Raw genomic sequence first — 18,187 nt, 5'->3', positions numbered from 1 at the left:
GGCTCGCAGACTTTTTTGTTGATATTTGCTTGGCATTAAATCCATCAAGGTATAGACTAATGCTTGGGCGTAATTAAGGATGGTTAACATTAACTTATCCCATTGTTTATACGTCCTTTTTTTCACATTTTGGCACAAAATGCAAGGGCTAATTGAGAATGGTGCAAGATCTCAGTTTTAACCGACTTTCGCTATGAGACAGGGAATTCATTCCCTGTCGGACTGGCGGACTGGGACAAGCAATAAACGCTTAAAGAAATAGTCCCAACCCGCGGCTGACGGCATTTCCCATGCGATCGCACAATGACGCGGCCGGCACTCCCTGTCCTTCCTGTTCCCATTTTTCCACGAGTTGGCGGCCCAGGGGCGTGAGGCGAAAACTGTCGGTAATCCCTTGTCCGTCTACTTCCCGCCGCAACACGCCGACTTGGATCAGCCAAAGTAGCGAGTTTTCGGCTACGAGTTCGGATACGGGCGATCGGGTGTAGCCGCTTTCGACACCCGCGTTTGAGGCGATCGCACTTAGGAAAACACTGTTATCGCGGATGGTCTGGAAGAAGTGTAATTGAAAAGGGGAACAGCGGACGGCGCGATCGGCTCTTTTTACGGTGCGATCGGGATAACTAATAGATTTAAACGCTTCGGATGGGATAAAAGTCATTGAGAGAACATCTGAACAGCTACTATATTTTTAATTGTTACAGATTTAGAGTCAAAGTGGAGTTGTGAAAATTATACAAAAATTCAGACAGGCGTTGAACAGAAATAAATATTTTTAGGCATCACCTTTTCTTAGTTCATAACTGTCTGAGGCTTCTGCATTTCCAATCACCCGGTTTAGAGAAACCCTTGCAGGTAGCTTGATAGAGGAAGTAGACTAGGCTTAACGAAGTTAGAAATGAAGAAAGATTATGCCTTTACCAAAAGTGCCTAAAAAATTCTTGCCCAAGTTAACCTCCGTTTTCTTATTCTTATACGCGACGGCGACACTGCCATTGCTTACCAATCGTCTCACGTCCTTTGCTTACATTGTTCAAGGGATTGTGCAGAGTGGCCAAAACGCACAAGGTGAAGCGACAGAGAGTTTCAGGGAAGCGATTCAACCTAATCCTTGGGAGGCGACCCTTTACTACTTTCTCGGCTTGCAATTGAGTCAGCAAGGTAAAGTTGAGGAGGCGATCGCACCTTACCGCCAAGCTATCCGACTTGACCCCAAAATTGACTATATTTATCAAGATTTAGGTAAAGCGCTGATTAAGCAGGGGAAATATGATGAAGCGATCGCAACTTACCGCCAAGCTATCAAAGTTAATCCTCAGTGGACTAGGGGTTACAACGAACTTGGCAAAGCGCTCTATAATAAGTGGAAATTTGATGAAGCGATCGCAGCTTATCGCCAAGCCATCCAGATAGATCCGAAGTATGACATTGCTTATAACAATCTGGGTGATGTGCTGTCCTACCAAGGGAAACAAGATGAAGCGATCGCAGCTTACCGCCAAGCCATCCAAATAGATCCGAAGTATGATGTTGCTTATAATAATCTGGGTAATGTGCTGTCCTACCAAGGGAAACAAGATGAAGCGATCGCGGCTTACCGCCAAGCCATCCAAATAGATCCGAAATATGCCGTTGCTTATAACAATCTAGGCAATGCGCTGAAAGCTGTCGGGAAACCGCAAGAAGCGATCGCGGCATGGCAAAAAGCGATAGAAATCGGTTACAAAGATCCCGCCGCGACTGGTTATGGAAATCTAGCTAATTTGTTGGATGAGCAGAACAAATTAAATGAATCTGTAACCACTTACCGAAAAGCCATTGAAATCGAACCCGATCAAAAAGACCGCGCTTTTTATTATCGCAGAATAGGCTATATTCTGAGTAAGCTAAACAAGCTAGATGACGCACTAATCGCTTATGAAAAGGCGATTGAAATTGAACCAGAGGAGGATAAAAATATTAAGGGTTATATCTATCTAGGCTCTGCGCTGGACGATTTAGGGAAACGAGACAAGGCGATCGCAACCTATCAAAAAGCAATTCAACTCAACCCTAAAAATGACGCTGCCTATAACTACCTGGGCGTGAGTTTACACAAGCAGGGGAAACTAAATAAGGCGAGCGCAGCCTATCGTCAAGCGATTCAACTAAACCCCAAAAATCTCCAAGCTCATCTCAATTTAGCTTTTCTTTTACAGCAACAAGGGAAGTTAGATCAAGCACTTCAAGTCGGTGGCATAGCAATTGCATTACCTCCAAACTCTTCTATAAAAGCTGCAATATTATTTTACGAGACGCTGCGGCTTTTAACTATGCGGGAAAACCCGCAATTGTTGACCAGTCCAGAGCGATTACCGAGTTTAAAAAAGGAACCTTTAGTTTTATTAAAGCGGTCTGTTGTCCGAGTTATTGTTAAAAGTTCTTCCGACTTAGAGTGGGGTACTGGCTGGGTGCTAAAACGGCAGGGGAATAAAGCTTGGATTATTACTAACCGCCATGTGGCAACGGCTAGCGAAAATACGCCCCAGAGCGAGCAAAAAATTGAAGTTGAATTTTACAGTGAACCGCATTCGGGTGAAGTCCGCAAGCGGAAACCTGCTAAGATTGTTAAAATTACTGCTGCCTCTGACAAGCTAGATTTAGCTTTACTAGAAATCACCAACATCCCAAAGGATATTCAGCCTTTACCCAGATCCTCAACGCCTGTTCCCCTCAACGCACCTATCCGCATTATTGGGTATCCCTACGGCATCGAGTATCCGACAGTTGCAACAGGAGAAGCGATCAACCAGACTGACCAAGAGTTACGAATGTCTGCTATTTCATCTCCCGGCAATTCTGGCAGTCCCGTATTAGACCAGCAAAATCGCGTGGTTGGCGTTGCCTGGGGAGCTAACCTTCAAACACAGAATCAACAGCAAGAGAGAGCGGGTTATGCTCTTGCTTTTCCGATCCAATCAGTTACAAAACAACTGAAAGATTGGGGTATGGATTAGGCAAATGCTGTCCAGTAAAATTGCTAATTCAATCCCTGACTAATAAAGGCGGACTTAACTAATCATCCCCTCAATTTCCGGATCGGTAAACCCAAATTACCTGAAAATCCGCAACACTTAAGCTGGTGACATTTCCCCAGCACCGAGATCAATCGGAACAATCCTTTTTATACCTTCAATTTCACGCATATACAAACGATGATCCCCTTTCCCCTCTCGGTAAAACTGACATCCCTTTTGTTCTAAAATCTTAATTAATGCTTTAGGTTTTAAAGATGGAAGGTTTTTAGGCATAAACTTTCCTAAGTTCATAAGTGTCTGAGGCTTCTGCATCTTCTAAAGTCAGAAATTCGTGTAATTCATTAATAGAAAGAGGACTGAGATAAACATCAGACTCTGATTCATAGACTTCGGAAAATGACTCAAGAGCTTGTTTAAGTTTATCAATAGATTGTTCGGGAGTATTGCCTTGTCCGACCCAGCCATTTTCTAAACACAAAGAAACCCAATAATCAGCACTTTTTCTGAGAATCACAGTGTAGAAATCAATCATATTTTATTGAGAAATTAATTTTAATTGAGTCAGCAAATTTTGAAAACACACTAATAATTTAACACACAGTCGCCGCTCTGAGAATTACCACCGCAGAAACACCTGGGCCCCAGAAAGGTATAGAATACTTAGGATGCAGCAATGGATTTACCCACTATGACAGAAGACAAAACATTGACAACCGCTAGCGGAATTCCGGTTGCAGATAACCAGAATTCCTTGACTGCGGGTGAACGCGGGCCTATCCTCATGCAGGATTTTCACCTGATGGAAAAACTGGCTCACTTCAACCGGGAACGCATTCCTGAGCGCGTTGTCCATGCAAAAGGAGCCGCTGCATTTGGCACGTTTACCGTCACCCATGACATTACTCGCTACACCAAAGCTCAGCTATTCTCAGAAGTAGGCAAAGAAACTCAGGTTCTCCTCCGCTTCTCTACCGTAGGCGGCGAACAAGGTTCAGCGGATGCCGAACGTGACCCCAGAGGTTTTTCGATGAAGTTCTACACCGAAGAAGGCAACTGGGATTTAGTAGGCAATAACACCCCTGTTTTCTTCATCCGCGATCCCCTCAAATTCCCTGATTTGATCCACACGCAAAAGCGCCATCCCCAAACGCATCTCAAAGATCCTGACGCGAAATGGGATTTCTGGTCGCTGAGTCCAGAAGCTTTGCATCAAATAACTATTCTGTTTTCCGATCGCGGTACGCCGAAAAACCACCGCCACATGGACGGTTTTGGCAGCCATACCTTCAGCCTAATCAATGCTCAAGGAGAACGGGTTTGGTGCAAATTCCACTTCAAAACCATGCAAGGTATTGAAAATTTCACCGCCTCAGAAGCGACGCAGATCAAAGGCGAAGACCCCGATCATGCCACTCGCGATTTGTTTGAGGCGATCGACCAAGGTAATTATCCCAAGTGGCGGTTTTGCATTCAAGTAATGACCGAAGCCCAAGCCGCAGAATATCGCGAAAACCCTTTTGACTTGACAAAAGTGTGGAAGCACTCAGAGTTTCCGTTAATTGACGTGGGAATTCTGGAACTCAATCGCAATCCACAAAACTTTTTTGCTGAGGTGGAACAGGCCGCATTTTCTCCTTCTAATGTCGTTCCAGGTATTAGCTTCTCTCCAGACAAAGTGCTGCAATCTCGCATCATGTCTTATCCAGATGCTCAACGCTACCGTCTCGGTGCAAACTATCAGCAATTGCCCGTCAATCAACCAAAGTGTCCGGTGATGCACTATCAACGGGATGGCGCAATGGCACCGGGTAACAACGGTGGTAGCGGGCCCAACTACGAACCCAACAGCCACGAGGATGCGCCGAAGCAAAACTGTGTCTATGCTGACCCAGCTTGGGACTTAGGAAATGTCAAAGTCGATCGCTACGATCACCGTAAGGGAAATGACGATTACACCCAAGCAGGAGACCTCTATCGCTTGATGAAACCCGACGCACAGCAGCGGCTTATCGCTAACATTGTGGAAAGTTTGAGTGCAGCAAAACCGGAAATTCAGATGCGCCAACTGTGCCATTTTTTCCGCGCCGATCCCAATTACGGCCGCCAAGTCGCAGAAGGTTTAGGAATTGCGATCGATCCGTCTATGATGCCCGCTGCAGCTCAACCGGTTGGTATGTAGAACCTACGAACATTCAATAGACATCTGCTTTTTAGCAGATATCTATTGAAACTATGCGTGTAAGAGGCCCTCTTAGCCCGCGTCTTACGTGCAAGTTAAATGCAGTAAAGCTTAACGTCATGGAGTTGGGGGCGATTCCCTGCGGGATAGCTTCGCTTCACGCGATTTTTAGGAATTGTCTCTTGAAAAGGCACAGAACCAAGTAAAATAACTTAAGGAACTGCAATAAAAACCAAGCAAGAGAAACCAAACTATGACATTACCAATTGGCTGTGCCGCTCCTCAATTTACCGCCAAAGACACCAACGGCAAAACCGTCTCGCTCTCCGAATTCGCCGGTAAAACCGTAATCTTGTATTTCTACCCCAAAGATGACACCCCTGGCTGCACCAGACAAGCCCAAAGCTTCAAAGCAGCTTATGAAGAATACAAGGGCAAAGATTTAGTAGTTCTCGGTGTCAGCCGAGACAACGAAGAATCGCACCAAAAGTTCACAGAAAAATATGGTTTGCCTTTCCAGCTATTAGCAGATGTTGATGGCACGATTACCAAAGCTTACGATGTCGAGAAAGGCGATTATGCCAAGCGCGTCACCTTCGTCATCGACGGTACTGGTAAAATCATTCAAGTTTATGAAGGAGAAAATCTGAAAGTTGACTCTCACGCTCAAGATATTCTTGTCACCATAGTTTAGTCGAAATTTAGTCGATCGCACTAACACTCCTGCACGCACCAAACGGCTAAAAACCCGGTTTCTTCCTAGATTGCTCGTTGCTATAAGCAATATTCTCCTAGGAACCGGGTTTTTTTCGTAAGTCCTGACTCAGGAAGTGAGGGGTCAAGGGTACAGGAGGAAGCAACCTACTCGAACTAAATTCTTTCCCTCAAAATCTTGCACCCCAAATCCCCTCAACCAGGCATATATTCGGTTAAGGTGCTTATGGTACGTCTAAAGTTAGATTTGTGGCGCAACTCCCGCCAATAATTAAAAACTTATGCTGTAAAAGGCATTAACCGCCCGTAGGCTGAATCTAGGGGCGATTTTTTCCTGGTTCAGGTCATTGTGTTTGAGAAAATGAGAAGTTATCCTTGCTTTAGCTGAATAATTAAGTAGATAGGGGGATATATAATGACAAACAGCAACCTTATTTTGAGTTACTTAGGCCCACAAGAAATTGAGGTCAATAGAGCCGCTGTCTTAGTTGGCAGTTTTGACAAAAATCTAGTGGTAGCGATTTCAGCAGCAGAAGGCTCAAATGCCCTAAATGTGGGGATAAATCTCTCTAGAGGCATTTGGAACATCAGTTTAGAAAAAGGATTCGATAGCGCAGGAACTCGTACAGTGCAGGTGAGGGCAACTGATAAGACCGGCAAAGTTATCGGCCAACAAACAATTAACATCAAAGTTAATCCTGCTTCTCAGTCACCCGCTCAATTTTTCACCTTAATTACTCTCAGAGATACCGCATTCAAAGCCGGAACACTGCCAGCGAGCAATCTCAACAACCTGCAAAAAGCAGAAATACCAGCAGGTAAAACTTATCAAATTAGCGACTATCAGTTAGAAGACGGACACCTGAATGTTCAACTAAATAATCCAATTAATCCGGTGGGAAAGTCCGGCTTTTTCTACGAAAAACACGTACTTATAACCAAAGGCCCAAAAATCCTCATATTCGATCGCGCCGAGTTGCCCGCCCCGCCGCCTGGAATGCAGTTACTGTGGGTGATAAAAAAGACCTGGTTAAAGCTCAACCCCACAGATTCTGCTACTTTAGGATCAACTCAGAAATTACAATTTAACCCGGGAGAAACTTTCAATATTCTCGGCTACGCTTGCGTCGAAAACCATTTTCGAGTCGCTTTTGCTCGGGCAATTCCTAAGTTAGGAACTTCGGGATTTCTGTACTCGCAGCACGTCCAAATTTTGCAAGACGGCAGGGGAATTGAGTTTGATAGAAATGCAGTTACGATGACTGTTATCAAAACGACTGTGTTTAAAAAGCGGCCGATAAATGCGACTAACCTGCAACCGCAAGAAAAATTTACTTTACCGGCGGGAAGGATTTACGGAATTGCGGGATTCTCGATCGAACAAAGCCACATAAAAGTCTCGCTGACTGAGAATTTGCCGCAATTTGGCAATACGGGTTTCATTTATCCCGATTTTGTGCAATTCAGCCGCGGTGGCAAATCTTTTAATCCCGCTGTGAATTTAAGTTATCAAGGGCCGTCAGAAGTTTTAGTAAATCAGCCGATCGTCCTTCGGGGTACTTTTGACCGGCAACAAGCAGCAAAAATTGAGGTGATAGCTGAGGATACATTTCCCCTAAGCGTCACGCTAAACCAAGAAGCCAGCACTTGGCAAGTTAATTTGTCTAAAGGATTTAGCATAGCGGGAGCTCGGTGGCTAAGGTTGCGGGCAACTGACAGCAAAGGCAACGTTACTGGTAGCCAAATAATTTACATTGCCGTCAGTTCCGATCCGCTGACTGTCGGACAAGGTTTGACCTTAAAGATACTTTCTGACACTTTGTTTAAGGTAGCTGCGGTTGATTCTTCTCGACTCAACAATCAGCAAAAAATTCTTGTCAAAGCAGGCCAGACTTTCACTGTTAGCAAGTACGGATTTATTGACGGGCATCTCAAGGTGGTTCTGGATTTAGCTATTTCCCCGATCGGCACTTTTGGCTATTTTTACGAGCCCGATGTTCAGTTGGCCAAAGGTACGAAAATCCTGAAATTTGACCTTGCCGACGTACCGAATAGCAACGTCAGTGCTCAACTTTTGGTAACTCAAACAACTCAGATTAAAGCTCAACCGCAAGATTCATCGAAACTGCCTGCCGATCAAATTGCTAACCTACTTTTAGGCACCACCTATGCCATCACTGGCTATGCCTGCATTTTGGGGCATTTCCGAGTAACTCTTGCCGAACCTATTCCCGGTTTCGGCAATATCGGGTTTATTTATTGGCAGGACGTTAAAATTAAAAAAGACGGCAAAGAAGTTCCCTTTGACCCCGATGCTTTGACGATGACAATCCTGCAAGCAACTGTGTTTAAAAAACGGCCGGTAGATGCTGCTAGCCTGAGCAGTACCGAGAAAACTACGCTGCCTTTAGGTCGAGTTTACGGCGTGAACAGCTACGGTGCGGAAGCATCTCACCTGAAAGTTTCTTTGACTGAAGAACTGCCGAATTTTGGCAATACAGGTTATGTTTTTTCTAGTTTTGTTCAGTTCAAGCGGGGAAATAAAATTTTCGATCCGGTTCCTAACAATGTGGAATTGAACGTGCCGTATTTTTCGCAGCGGGACAATCCGCGTTTTGATTGGTCTACTTGCAACGTAACTGCGATCGCAATGGTGCTTTATTATTACGGCCTTCGTTCTGAGGGGGGCGGACAGTTGGAGGATGAGTTGTTGCAGTGGTGTTTCGATTATGCCGGTCAGGGTTCTCAAACCGATCACAACGTGCTTTCGGCACTGATTGAGGCCTACGGGTTTAAGACGAGTTTTAGTACGACTCGCACGTGGGCAGAGGTGCGATCGGAATTGCTGAACCGACGGCCAGTAGTTTTAGCGGGAGATTTTACTGCTGCTGGTCACATTATCACTTTAATTGGCTACAATTCTCAGGGTTATATAGTGCAAGATCCTTGGGGAGATGCACTCACCGGTTACAGCGATACTGAGGGGAGAAAGTTGATGTATCCCTACAGTTACGTCAATCAAGTTGCTGGACCAGATGGGAATGTTTGGGCCCATTTTATCTCTCGATAGTCTACTCTAATGTTGGCAATTTGTGAGGCACTACGCCTATTCGTAAGGTGTGCATAACAGCTATTCGTAAGGTACTTAATGCACACCCTACCTAACTTAGGAAATCTTGCGCTTAATTTTGCGTTTTGCTGCGCCAATACCTAAAAAGCTTAATCCTAGTAAAGTACCAAAACACGTAGAAGGTTCGGGTACAGCCTCAAAAGATCCTTGAATAGCGATCGCATCGTTAGCGCACTCGGCAAAAAAGTTAGCAATATAGTTCGCCGAAGGCATTGAGGATTTATTGAAACTGAATCCAATTGTTTGAGAACCTACTGCATTAAATTGAGTGAAATTAAGACCTAGAGCGTTCAAAGTTGCTGGCGTTAAAAAATTTAATTCTCCTACTTTTGTACCCTTAGCTATTGAGTTGAGAATAGTGGAGTTTCCTGTTAGTTGAAAATAGGGGTCTATGGCAGCTAAATCGCCCATTGATGGGGTTCCACCTTGAGATGCAACTACCGTATTGAATTGGTTTAAATTGCTAAACCCAGAGTTAGTTTGGGTGACATTTTTCGCGGTAACATCCCTGTAAACGCCTGTTGTAGCCACGCCGGAGTCATTTCCGGCGGCAAAGCGGATACCAAACAAGTTGCCGTTTGCGTTAGCTGTATTGAAGTTTTGACCGGAAAAATTGAAGAATAAATCGCCGTAGTTGATGTTGCCTCTTTGAGCTAGTGGGTCGGCAGATCCTGCTAAACTTAGATTGGAGTTGATGGCGATGAAAGCTGTATCTGATGTTTCTTTGATGGCGATGCCGTAAAATTCAAATTCCCCGCCGCCGATTTGGGGCCCTGTCACGCCGTCGTTGAAGGAATCGATCGCATAATTCCAGCCGTTAGATAGCGTGGCTGCTGTAGCTTTTTGTTGCTGTATTGCGAAAAGGGCACAGAAAATAGCCACTGAGTAAGTCCAGTGGATGCTGTTTTTAGCAATGGATTTCATAAAATGCTCCCGGGGAATCATTGTTAAATTGTCAAGTCTGCTCGCTCGACTATTTTTAATTTTTAGTAAATCATACCTTCGGGCCGAATTTCTTAAATTTTTGCTACAGATTTGGTCTGGCTACATCCTATCAACTAGATTGGTTAAAATAACCAACTCATGCCAGTACCTAAATAAAAGACTTACGCAGGCACAGTATTATAGTGGGGCTGCATAAGTCCTGTAGCTGCAAATAAACCGACTACTGGGTTTGGGGGGTTTAGAACACCAATAAACTGCCTCCTAGTCCAGATATAGGCGGTACCCGCCTCTACAAGAGCTTATGGTTTTTTCATGCAGAGCGACTTAATTGATTTTTTATTAATTACCAATTAATTTTGACAAGAGGGGGCGTGATGTGGTAGATGCCGAGGCCTAATTCTATTAATTATTCGATTGTTTGATTAATAATTTTCATAAATTGTATTTCATCCCCAGCCCTGTTCAATAATTATAACTATGTTGGTTGGGATGACTTCATTCCTCAAACTTTTCAAATGCCGATCGCGCACAACAACTTTACTAATTTTACCATAAGCGTTCAACCCAACAGGCTCTTAATTGAGCGTCAAAACTGTGAATCACCACTTTTTCTGTAAGTGTCGGCCAAAGCGAGAATTGGAGAATCAAAAAAAATCATACGGCAAGAACGATCGCACGTTTTTAGAACACCCAAGAAACTTCCTGCCCTACATCCGCAGCAGGCATCGTGGGTTCCTTCTAACTCGCGCGGTGGTTTCTGCACTCTTATGCGCTGCATAAATCAATCAAATTTTTAAATGCTGTTAATATGTCGCCGACAGTTCGTTGACTATCTTGACTCTTCCCTTGATCACAGAACGCAGCAGGCGGTTGATCGAATGTCTCTGTTCCTCGTCGAGAGAGTCGTCCAAAACAGCGGCCATCAAACCGTAGCGATCGGCTAAAGTTAAACTGCCCGTATCGGTAACAGAGGCAAGCATTTCGGAAATAGCGCCGGGGATAAGTTGAACTAAAAGCATGACACGTTCCCTGAATTCGATACTTGTATCATCTCTCGTTCTCCGAAAATTAATAGTGACGCTGGCATAGCACATAACGTGATGTTTTGAGGCAAATTGTGTGACAGCGACCGCTCTAATGTTGTGACGATCTCGTTTTAAGTCTGCGATCGCACTCACAACAGTAATCTTAGATATTCCAATATCCCCCTCTCCCCTCTTAAATCTAAAGATTTAGAGAGATTTTTCGGTTTTGTGGGTCTCTTTACCCATTTTCCATGTATAAAACGCATCGCCAGTATGCGAAATATTCATAAAACTCAATATTTTGTAAAAATAGCTACGAATATTTACAATCGTGGGCTTTACATTAGCTCATAACAAAGGTGCATGGAAACGCAGCGATCGACCGAATCATCGGTAGCAACTATAACCATAAATAGTTTGGCGACGTTCGAGCCAGCGCCCAGTCAAGCTCAAGTTTACAGAAGACCAACCATGCTTAAAAGAAATTCCATCTAGTAACTAAATATACAGTTTTAAATCCATACAGTCACTAAGGTTAGCAGGAAACACACACTTTATGCTCCAAGTCAATACCTCCCCACACCAGCCAGCAGCGAGGGTAAACCGATGACCCAAACAGTAGAACCCAAAGCCCAAGCGAGCCTGAATAAGTTTGAAAAACTCAAAGCCGAAAAAGATGGCTTAGCATTAAAAGCCGAACTCGACCACTTCGCCGCGATCGGCTGGGAAGCAATGGACGAAACCGATCGCGAGCACCGCCTCAAATGGCTCGGCATCTTCTTTCGGCCAGTCACTCCCGGCAAATTCATGATGCGGCTGCGCTTGCCCAACGGCATCATTACTAGCAATCAAACCAGAACGCTAGGAGAAATTGTACAGCGCTACGGGGACGATGGCAGCGCCGACATCACCACCAGACAAAACCTGCAATTGCGGGGAATTCGCATCGAAGACTTGCCCGACATCTTCCGCCGCCTCAAAGAAGCGGGCATGACCAGCATCCAGTCTGGTATGGACAACGTGCGTAACATCACGGGTTCCCCAGTCGCAGGGCTCGACGCCGACGAACTGATAGATACGCGGGAACTGGCGAACCAAGTCCAAGATTTGATTACGAACAGCGGCGAAGGCAACCCCGCGTTTTCAAATTTGCCACGAAAGTTTAATATTGCGATCGCAGGCTGTCGCGACAACTCAGTCCACGCAGAAATCAACGACATCGCCTTCGTACCCGCTTACAAAGACGGCAACATCGGCTTTAACGTTTTAGTCGGCGGCTTCTTCTCCGCCAAACGCTGCGAAGCTGCAATTCCTCTCAACGCATGGGCAAGTCCCACCGATGTTGTAGATTTGTGCAAAGCAATTTTAACTGTGTTTCGCGATCAAGGCCCGAGAGCAAACCGCCAAAAATCCCGGCTGATGTGGCTGATTGACGAACTCGGAATCGAACAATTCCGAGCCGCAGTCGAACAAGAATTAGGTCGCACTTTGCCCGCCGCCGCGCCCAAAGATGAAATCACCTGGGACAAACGCGACCACATCGGCATCTACCCCCAAAAACAATCAGGGCTCAACTATGTAGGGCTGCACGTTCCCGTCGGACGGCTGCAGGCATCGGATTTATTCGATTTTGCCAGAATCGCCGAGGTTTACGGCAGCGGCGAACTCAGGCTCACCGTCGAAGAAAACGTGATTATTCCCAACGTTCCCGACTCGCGGATTGAATCGCTGGTCAAAGAACCGCTGTTGCAGCGTTTTTCGCTCAACCCCGCACCGCTGACGCGAGCATTGGTTTCCTGCACCGGCGCCAAGTTTTGCAACTTCGCCCTCATCGAAACCAAAAGCCGATCCGTGGCAATGATTGAGGAACTCGAAGTCGAACTGTCAGTTCCCAAACCGGTCAGAATTCACTGGACGGGTTGCCCCAATTCCTGCGGTCAACCCCAAGTAGCAGACATCGGTTTGATGGGAACAAAAGTTCGCAAGAACGGCAAAACCCTCGAAGGTGTAGACATTTACATGGGAGGCACAGTCGGCAAAGACGCTCATTTGGGTACTTGCGTCCAAAAAAGCATCCCTTGCGAAGACCTCAAACCAGTGCTGCGCCAACTGTTAGTCGATAACTTCGGGGCTGTTCCCAATCAATCTCAAGAAGATGTAGTTTCGCTGAACCGGCAACTGCAACTGACGGTTGACAGGGACGAAACGGCAGTCCCGGCAGCCAAACCTCAGACATCTACCGTCATTTTCGCTCGATCGGGCAAAGAAGTTGCTTGCAGCGAAGATGAGTTCATTCTCGATGTTGCCGAACGGGCCGGAGTCGAACTTGACAGCAATTGCCGGTCGGGAAGCTGTGGCACTTGCCAGCAGAAACTCCTAGAAGGCCAAACAGTCTACGACAGCCAACCCGACGCGGCCCGAGACTTAGAACCAGGGTTCATTTTAGCTTGCAGCGCGCGGGCGATCGGCAAAGTGTCGATCGACGCCTAATCTCACAATGTGAGATACGATGCCAAGGTCGCGAATCAATCTCACATCTCACATTTCCAAGATCTCAAAGTACAACAACAATTCAAGACAAATGAGCAACCTTTCTAGAAGAAAATTCATCATCACCGCCGGAGCAACAGCAGCCGGCACCCTCCTAGCCCACGGTTGCAGTTCCGGTTCGACCACATCTAGCGCAACTCCCAGCGGTGCCACACCCAGCGCCACCCCAGCAGTCAACATCAACCCTGCTGACGCCCCAGAAGTTACCACAGCCAAACTCGGATTCATCGCCCTCACCGACTCAGCACCCTTAATCATCGCCCAAGAAAAAGGGTTATTTGCCAAGTACGGGATGAAAGACGTACAAGTTACCAAACAAGCATCTTGGCCAGTTACTCGCGACAACTTAGAACTCGGTTCGGAAAAAGGCGGTATTGACGGCGCCCACATCTTATCCCCGATGCCTTACCAAATGACATTAGGCACTATTACCAAAGGCAATCAGCCAGTGCCGATGAACATTGTTGCCCGGTTAAATACTAACGGTCAAGCAATTTCCCTCAGCAAAAAATACCTAGATTTAAAAGTAGGTACTGACAGCAAACCTCTCAAAGAAGCCCTCGCCAATCAAAAAATTGCTATAACTTTTCCCGGCGGCACCCACGACTTGTGGATGCGCTACTGGCTAGCAGCCGGCGGTATTAATCCAGATACAGATGTTTCCGTGATTCCCATACCGCCGCCCCAAATGGTAGCGAACATGAAATCTGGCAGCATGGAAGCCTTTTGCGTAGGCGAACCTTGGAATGCTCAGCTAGTTACTCAAAAGGTAGGATACACCGCCTTAGTAACCGGAGAACTTTGGAAAGACCACCCAGAAAAAGCTTTCGCTTTAAGAGGAGATTGGGTTGCAAAAAATCCTAAAGCTGCTAAAGCAATAACAATGGCCATACTGGAAGCCCAGCAGTGGTGCGACAAGGCAGAAAATCACGATGAGATGTGTCAAATCATCTCTCAAGATAAGTGGTTAAAAGTTCCAGTAGCAGATATTATCGGTCGCTCTAAGGGTCAAATTGACTACGGTACCGGCCGCATTGAAGCTGCCAGCCCAGTGGCGATGAAATTCTGGGCTGATAATGCTTCTTATCCCTACAAGAGCCATGATACTTGGTTCTTAACTGAAAATATCCGTTGGGGTTATATGCCGGCAACTACCGACATCAAAGCCACGGTTGATAAAGTTAACCGCGAAGATATTTGGAAAGCAGCAGCGACAGCACTTGGCGTTCCCGCAGCCCAAATTCCTACTACTACTTCTCGCGGTGTTGAAACCTTCTTTGACGGCGTAAAGTTTGATCCAGAAAAACCACAAGAATATCTGAAGGGTCTGGTAATCAAAAAAGCATAATTAGTGAAGAGTTGACAGTTTACTGTTGACAGTTGACAAATTTTAAAAGTGAGTGGAGTTGGGTTTTCTAACTCAACCCACCCCAGACACGGTGAACCCTTCAAAGTATCTACAAATAATCCATTATTCACAATAGTCCACACACAAAAATGGCAACAAACCTCGCTGTTACTAAAAGCAAAAATCCAGTAAATTTCGTTCTGGATCATGTTCAAAAAAACCGCCGAAAAATCATCCGCCCGCTAGTTGCGATCACAGTTCTACTGATAATATGGCAAATCCTCTGCCACGACGCCTCATCCACCTTGCCGGGGCCAATCAAAGCTGTCCAAGAAAGCTGGAATCTGATTATTAATCCTTTCTTCGACAACGGCGGTACAGACAAAGGCTTGTTCTGGCAAATTTTGGCTAGCTTGCAGCGGGTGGCGATCGGCTTTACTTTGGCAGCAGTTCTCGGCATCAGTTTAGGCATCCTGATCGGCACAAACTCCTTAATGTTCGATGCTTTAGACCCGCTGTTTCAAGTATTCAGAACTATCCCGCCCCTGGCTTGGCTGCCGATCGCCCTGGCAGTATTTCAACAGTTCAATCCCTTTGAAGGCATGGGGGTAAAAGCTAACGAAGTATCAGCACTCTTCGTCATCTTAATTACAGCAATTTGGCCGATTTTAATTAATACCACAGTAGGCGTTCAACAAATACCTCAAGACTACAGAAACGTCGCCCGCGTTTTGCGCCTCCCTAACCAAAAATACTTCTGGAAAATCCTGCTGCCCTCTTCAGTTCCTTACATCTTCACTGGCTTGAGAATCGGCATCGGTTTGTCTTGGCTGGCGATCGTAGCTGCGGAAATGTTAGTCGGCGGCGTCGGCATCGGGTTCTTCATCTGGGATGCTTACAACAGTTCTAGACTCAGCGCAGTGATTCTAGCAGTGCTTTATGTAGGAATTGTCGGTTTAATTTTAGACAGAATCGTTGGTTTCATCGCTTCCAAAGTTGTTCCCGAAGAACAGAAATAGGATTTGGGCATGGGGCATGGGCCAGGGGGCATGGGGCATGGGCCAAACAGGGAATTGGTTATCTGTTATCTGTTATCTGTTATTAGCTATTAGTCAACAGTCAACAGTCAACAGTCAACAGTCAACAGTCAACAATGCCCAATGCCCAATGCCCAATTAATAACTAGCATCTACAAATTACAAACTAACCTAAAATAGCCATGTCAGTATTTGTTGAAGTAGACCACGTTGATCGCGTATTTAACTTGCCCAATGGAGAGCAATACATCGCTCTTAAAAATATCGAACTTAAAATTAAAAAGGGAGAATTCATCACCTTAATCGGTCACTCGGGCTGCGGCAAATCTACGCTGCTAAATATCATCGCCGGTCTCGACAAAGCAAGTCAGGGCGGGATTACTTTAGAAGGACGCGAAGTCCGCGATCCAGGCCCCGACAGAATGGTGGTGTTTCAAAATTACTCGCTGCTACCTTGGCTGACGGTGCGCGAAAATATTGCCCTAGCAGTAGAGGAAATTTACAGCGGTAACTCTAAAGAAGATCGCGAGTTGGTGATCGAACACCACATTAAATTGGTCGGACTCGGCCACGCCGCCGACAAACGCCCAGGTGAAATTTCTGGGGGGATGAAACAAAGAGTTGCGATCGCCCGCGCCCTGGCGATTCGCCCGAAATTGCTGCTGCTAGACGAACCCTTCGGAGCCCTCGACGCTTTAACTCGGGGCGGTTTGCAAGAACAGTTGATGAAAATTTGCGAGGAAAGCAAAGTTACCAGCGTGATGGTAACTCACGACGTTGACGAAGCTTTATTGCTGAGCGATCGCATTGTGATGCTCACCAACGGCCCGGAAGCGCAAATCGGGCAAATCCTCGAAGTGAACATTCCCCGCCCCCGCAAACGCATGGAAGTGGTCAACCATCCGAGTTACTATTCGCTGCGTAACGAAATGGTTTACTTCCTCAACCAGCAAAAGCGGGTCAAACAGCGCAGGGCCAAACAACAACCGCCTGTCATCGCCCGCAACGGCTTGGAAAAAATCAACCTCGACATCGGCTTTATTCCCCTCACCGACTGCGCCCCCTTAGTAGTAGCTAAAGAAAAAGGATTTTTCAAAGCCCACGGCTTGGAAGAAGTTACTCTCAGTCGCGAACCGGGCTGGAAAGCGATCGCCCAAGGAGTCGCCGAAGGACGGCTGGACGCGGCGCAAATGGTCGCAGGAATGCCGATCGCCATGCTGTTGGGCCTGGACGGTGAAGCCCCTGTACCCGTCTGTAGCGCCCTCACGCTGTCCCGCAACGGCAATTCCATTGTTTTCAGCAAGGATCTTTACAGACAAGGCATTCGGACATTAGAGGATTTCAAAGCTGCGATCGCCAAGAGTCCCGATAAAGCTCACACCTTGGGCATGGTACACTCCGCCTCTATGCACAATCTGCTGTTCCGCTACTGGCTGGCCGCCGGCGGCATCGACCCCGACCTCGACGTGGGCTTGACCGTGATTCCGCCCCCGCAGATGGTATCGAATTTAAAAGCAGGCAACATTGACGCCTACTGCTCAGGCGACCCCTGGAACTCCCACGCAGTCAACAGCGGTACGGGTTTTGTTATGGCCCGTTCCCTGGATATTCTGCCCGGGCACATCGAAAAAGTTCTCGGTGTTACCGAAGATTGGGCTCAGAAATATCCTCAAACCCACCTCGCCCTCGTCAAAGCGCTTTTGGAAGCCTGCGACTACTGCGACGATCGCCGCAACCGTGAAGAAGTCCTAGCATTGATTAGCCAAGAACAATACATCGGCGCCGATCCCAAAGACATCCGTCCGGGGTTCCTCGACCCGTACAACTCCGGTACGGAGGCAGAACCAGAAATGCTGTACAACTTCAACCAGTTCTATGTTGACAAAACCAATTGTCCAGACCGCCTAGAAATGGTGTGGGTGATGGCGCAGATGGCTCGCTGGGGGCTGATTCCGTTCCCGAAAAACTGGGTGGAAGTGGTCGATCGAGTTTTGCGGCCCGATGTTTTCGGTCAAGCTGTGCGCGAATTGGGTTTGCCGGATATTGCCAGAGATCGCCGGACGATCGAGCTATTTGACGGCACTGTGTTTAATCTAGACGACCCGATCCAGTATCTTCACAATGTCAAAATCAAGCGCGCCGTCCGCATTGAAGAAATCTTAATTGAACAAATAGGCAGTCAGTGTTCGATCAAACTGCCAGCCTAACCAGCAAATAGGAAGAGGGAATCAGGAGCAAGAAA

Annotated in this window: 13 protein-coding genes and 1 pseudogene; 9 read left to right on the top strand and 5 right to left on the bottom strand. The window is 46.5% G+C overall.

Annotated features, from left to right (window positions below):
• Window positions 1-250: 250 nt before the first annotated feature.
• Complete coding sequence (locus QT996_RS04325; RefSeq protein ID WP_333044793.1) at window positions 251-661, bottom strand: Npun_F0494 family protein; 411 nt, start codon at window positions 659-661, stop codon at window positions 251-253.
• Window positions 662-911: 250 nt separating this feature from the next.
• Between QT996_RS04325 and QT996_RS04320 the strand changes: the two genes are divergently transcribed.
• Window positions 912-2,996: a tetratricopeptide repeat protein gene (locus tag QT996_RS04320; protein WP_333044791.1), complete on the top strand. Its 2,085-nt coding sequence runs from the start codon at window positions 912-914 to the stop codon at window positions 2,994-2,996.
• Between the two features lie 117 nt (window positions 2,997-3,113).
• On the opposite strand, the gene QT996_RS04315 is transcribed toward QT996_RS04320, so the two are convergent.
• Window positions 3,114-3,290, bottom strand: a complete 177-nt coding sequence (locus QT996_RS04315; protein WP_333044789.1) for a hypothetical protein — start codon at window positions 3,288-3,290, stop codon at window positions 3,114-3,116.
• Window positions 3,283-3,549, bottom strand: coding sequence for a hypothetical protein (locus QT996_RS04310; protein ID WP_333044787.1), 267 nt, complete (start codon window positions 3,547-3,549; stop codon window positions 3,283-3,285). The genes QT996_RS04315 and QT996_RS04310 overlap by 8 nt, the downstream gene beginning before the upstream one ends.
• A 141-nt stretch (window positions 3,550-3,690) precedes the next feature.
• On the opposite strand from QT996_RS04310, the gene QT996_RS04305 reads away from it, so the two are divergent.
• The 3 genes from QT996_RS04305 to QT996_RS04295 all read left to right on the top strand — a co-directional run bounded on the left by QT996_RS04305 (window position 3,691) and on the right by QT996_RS04295 (window position 8,980).
• On the top strand, window positions 3,691-5,196 hold the full coding sequence (locus tag QT996_RS04305) for a catalase (RefSeq protein ID WP_333044786.1): 1,506 nt from the start codon (window positions 3,691-3,693) through the stop codon (window positions 5,194-5,196).
• Between the two features lie 253 nt (window positions 5,197-5,449).
• Window positions 5,450-5,890 (top strand): peroxiredoxin, encoded by a 441-nt coding sequence (locus QT996_RS04300; protein ID WP_333044785.1) that lies wholly within the window; start codon window positions 5,450-5,452, stop codon window positions 5,888-5,890.
• A 435-nt stretch (window positions 5,891-6,325) separates the two neighbouring features.
• The gene (locus QT996_RS04295; protein WP_333044783.1) at window positions 6,326-8,980 is read left to right on the top strand and encodes a C39 family peptidase; all 2,655 of its coding nucleotides are present in this window, start codon (window positions 6,326-6,328) and stop codon (window positions 8,978-8,980) included.
• Between the two features lie 96 nt (window positions 8,981-9,076).
• On the opposite strand, the gene QT996_RS04290 is transcribed toward QT996_RS04295, so the two are convergent.
• Window positions 9,077-9,964 carry an XDD3 family exosortase-dependent surface protein gene (locus QT996_RS04290; protein WP_333044782.1) on the bottom strand — a complete coding sequence of 296 codons (888 nt, stop codon included), beginning with the start codon at window positions 9,962-9,964 and terminating at the stop codon, window positions 9,077-9,079.
• Window positions 9,965-10,788: 824 nt separating this feature from the next.
• Window positions 10,789-11,004, bottom strand: a complete 216-nt coding sequence (locus QT996_RS04285) for a hypothetical protein (RefSeq protein WP_333044780.1) — start codon at window positions 11,002-11,004, stop codon at window positions 10,789-10,791.
• Window positions 11,005-11,616: 612 nt separating this feature from the next.
• On the opposite strand from QT996_RS04285, the pseudogene QT996_RS04280 reads away from it, so the two are divergent.
• From QT996_RS04280 to QT996_RS04260, 5 genes and pseudogenes are all read left to right on the top strand, one after another.
• Window positions 11,617-13,152 (top strand): annotated as a pseudogene (locus tag QT996_RS04280) (ferredoxin--nitrite reductase); the annotation flags it as partial.
• A gap of 24 nt (window positions 13,153-13,176) precedes the next feature.
• A complete protein-coding gene (locus tag QT996_RS04275; protein WP_333044794.1) occupies window positions 13,177-13,500 on the top strand; it encodes a 2Fe-2S iron-sulfur cluster-binding protein in 324 nt (107 codons plus the stop codon).
• A 91-nt stretch (window positions 13,501-13,591) separates the two neighbouring features.
• Window positions 13,592-14,908 carry a CmpA/NrtA family ABC transporter substrate-binding protein gene (locus QT996_RS04270; protein ID WP_333044779.1) on the top strand — a complete coding sequence of 439 codons (1,317 nt, stop codon included), beginning with the start codon at window positions 13,592-13,594 and terminating at the stop codon, window positions 14,906-14,908.
• 149 nt (window positions 14,909-15,057) lie between these two features.
• On the top strand, window positions 15,058-15,927 hold the full coding sequence (ntrB, locus tag QT996_RS04265; RefSeq protein ID WP_333044777.1) for a nitrate ABC transporter permease: 870 nt from the start codon (window positions 15,058-15,060) through the stop codon (window positions 15,925-15,927).
• Between the two features lie 200 nt (window positions 15,928-16,127).
• Complete coding sequence (locus QT996_RS04260; protein ID WP_333044776.1) at window positions 16,128-18,152, top strand: nitrate ABC transporter ATP-binding protein; 2,025 nt, start codon at window positions 16,128-16,130, stop codon at window positions 18,150-18,152.
• Window positions 18,153-18,187: the final 35 nt, after the last annotated feature.

This window comes from Microcoleus sp. S13C4 (assembly GCF_036700865.1).
Classification (GTDB): domain Bacteria; phylum Cyanobacteriota; class Cyanobacteriia; order Cyanobacteriales; family Microcoleaceae; genus Microcoleus.
The sequence above is the reverse complement of the archived record's forward strand: the minus strand, read 5'-3'. Positions and strand labels throughout refer to the sequence as shown.

Bases quoted from the DNA above. Each gene is read 5' to 3' on its own strand.
- QT996_RS04325 (WP_333044793.1), bottom strand. From the start codon at position 661: ATGACTTTTATCCCATCCGAAGCGTTTAAATCTATTAGTTATCCCGAT.
- QT996_RS04320 (WP_333044791.1), top strand. From the start codon at position 912: ATGCCTTTACCAAAAGTGCCTAAAAAATTCTTGCCCAAGTTAACCTCC.
- QT996_RS04315 (WP_333044789.1), bottom strand. From the start codon at position 3,290: ATGCCTAAAAACCTTCCATCTTTAAAACCTAAAGCATTAATTAAGATT.
- QT996_RS04310 (WP_333044787.1), bottom strand. From the start codon at position 3,549: ATGATTGATTTCTACACTGTGATTCTCAGAAAAAGTGCTGATTATTGG.
- QT996_RS04305 (WP_333044786.1), top strand. From the start codon at position 3,691: ATGGATTTACCCACTATGACAGAAGACAAAACATTGACAACCGCTAGC.
- QT996_RS04300 (WP_333044785.1), top strand. From the start codon at position 5,450: ATGACATTACCAATTGGCTGTGCCGCTCCTCAATTTACCGCCAAAGAC.
- QT996_RS04295 (WP_333044783.1), top strand. From the start codon at position 6,326: ATGACAAACAGCAACCTTATTTTGAGTTACTTAGGCCCACAAGAAATT.
- QT996_RS04290 (WP_333044782.1), bottom strand. From the start codon at position 9,964: ATGAAATCCATTGCTAAAAACAGCATCCACTGGACTTACTCAGTGGCT.
- QT996_RS04285 (WP_333044780.1), bottom strand. From the start codon at position 11,004: ATGCTTTTAGTTCAACTTATCCCCGGCGCTATTTCCGAAATGCTTGCC.
- QT996_RS04270 (WP_333044779.1), top strand. From the start codon at position 13,592: ATGAGCAACCTTTCTAGAAGAAAATTCATCATCACCGCCGGAGCAACA.
- ntrB (WP_333044777.1), top strand. From the start codon at position 15,058: ATGGCAACAAACCTCGCTGTTACTAAAAGCAAAAATCCAGTAAATTTC.
- QT996_RS04260 (WP_333044776.1), top strand. From the start codon at position 16,128: ATGTCAGTATTTGTTGAAGTAGACCACGTTGATCGCGTATTTAACTTG.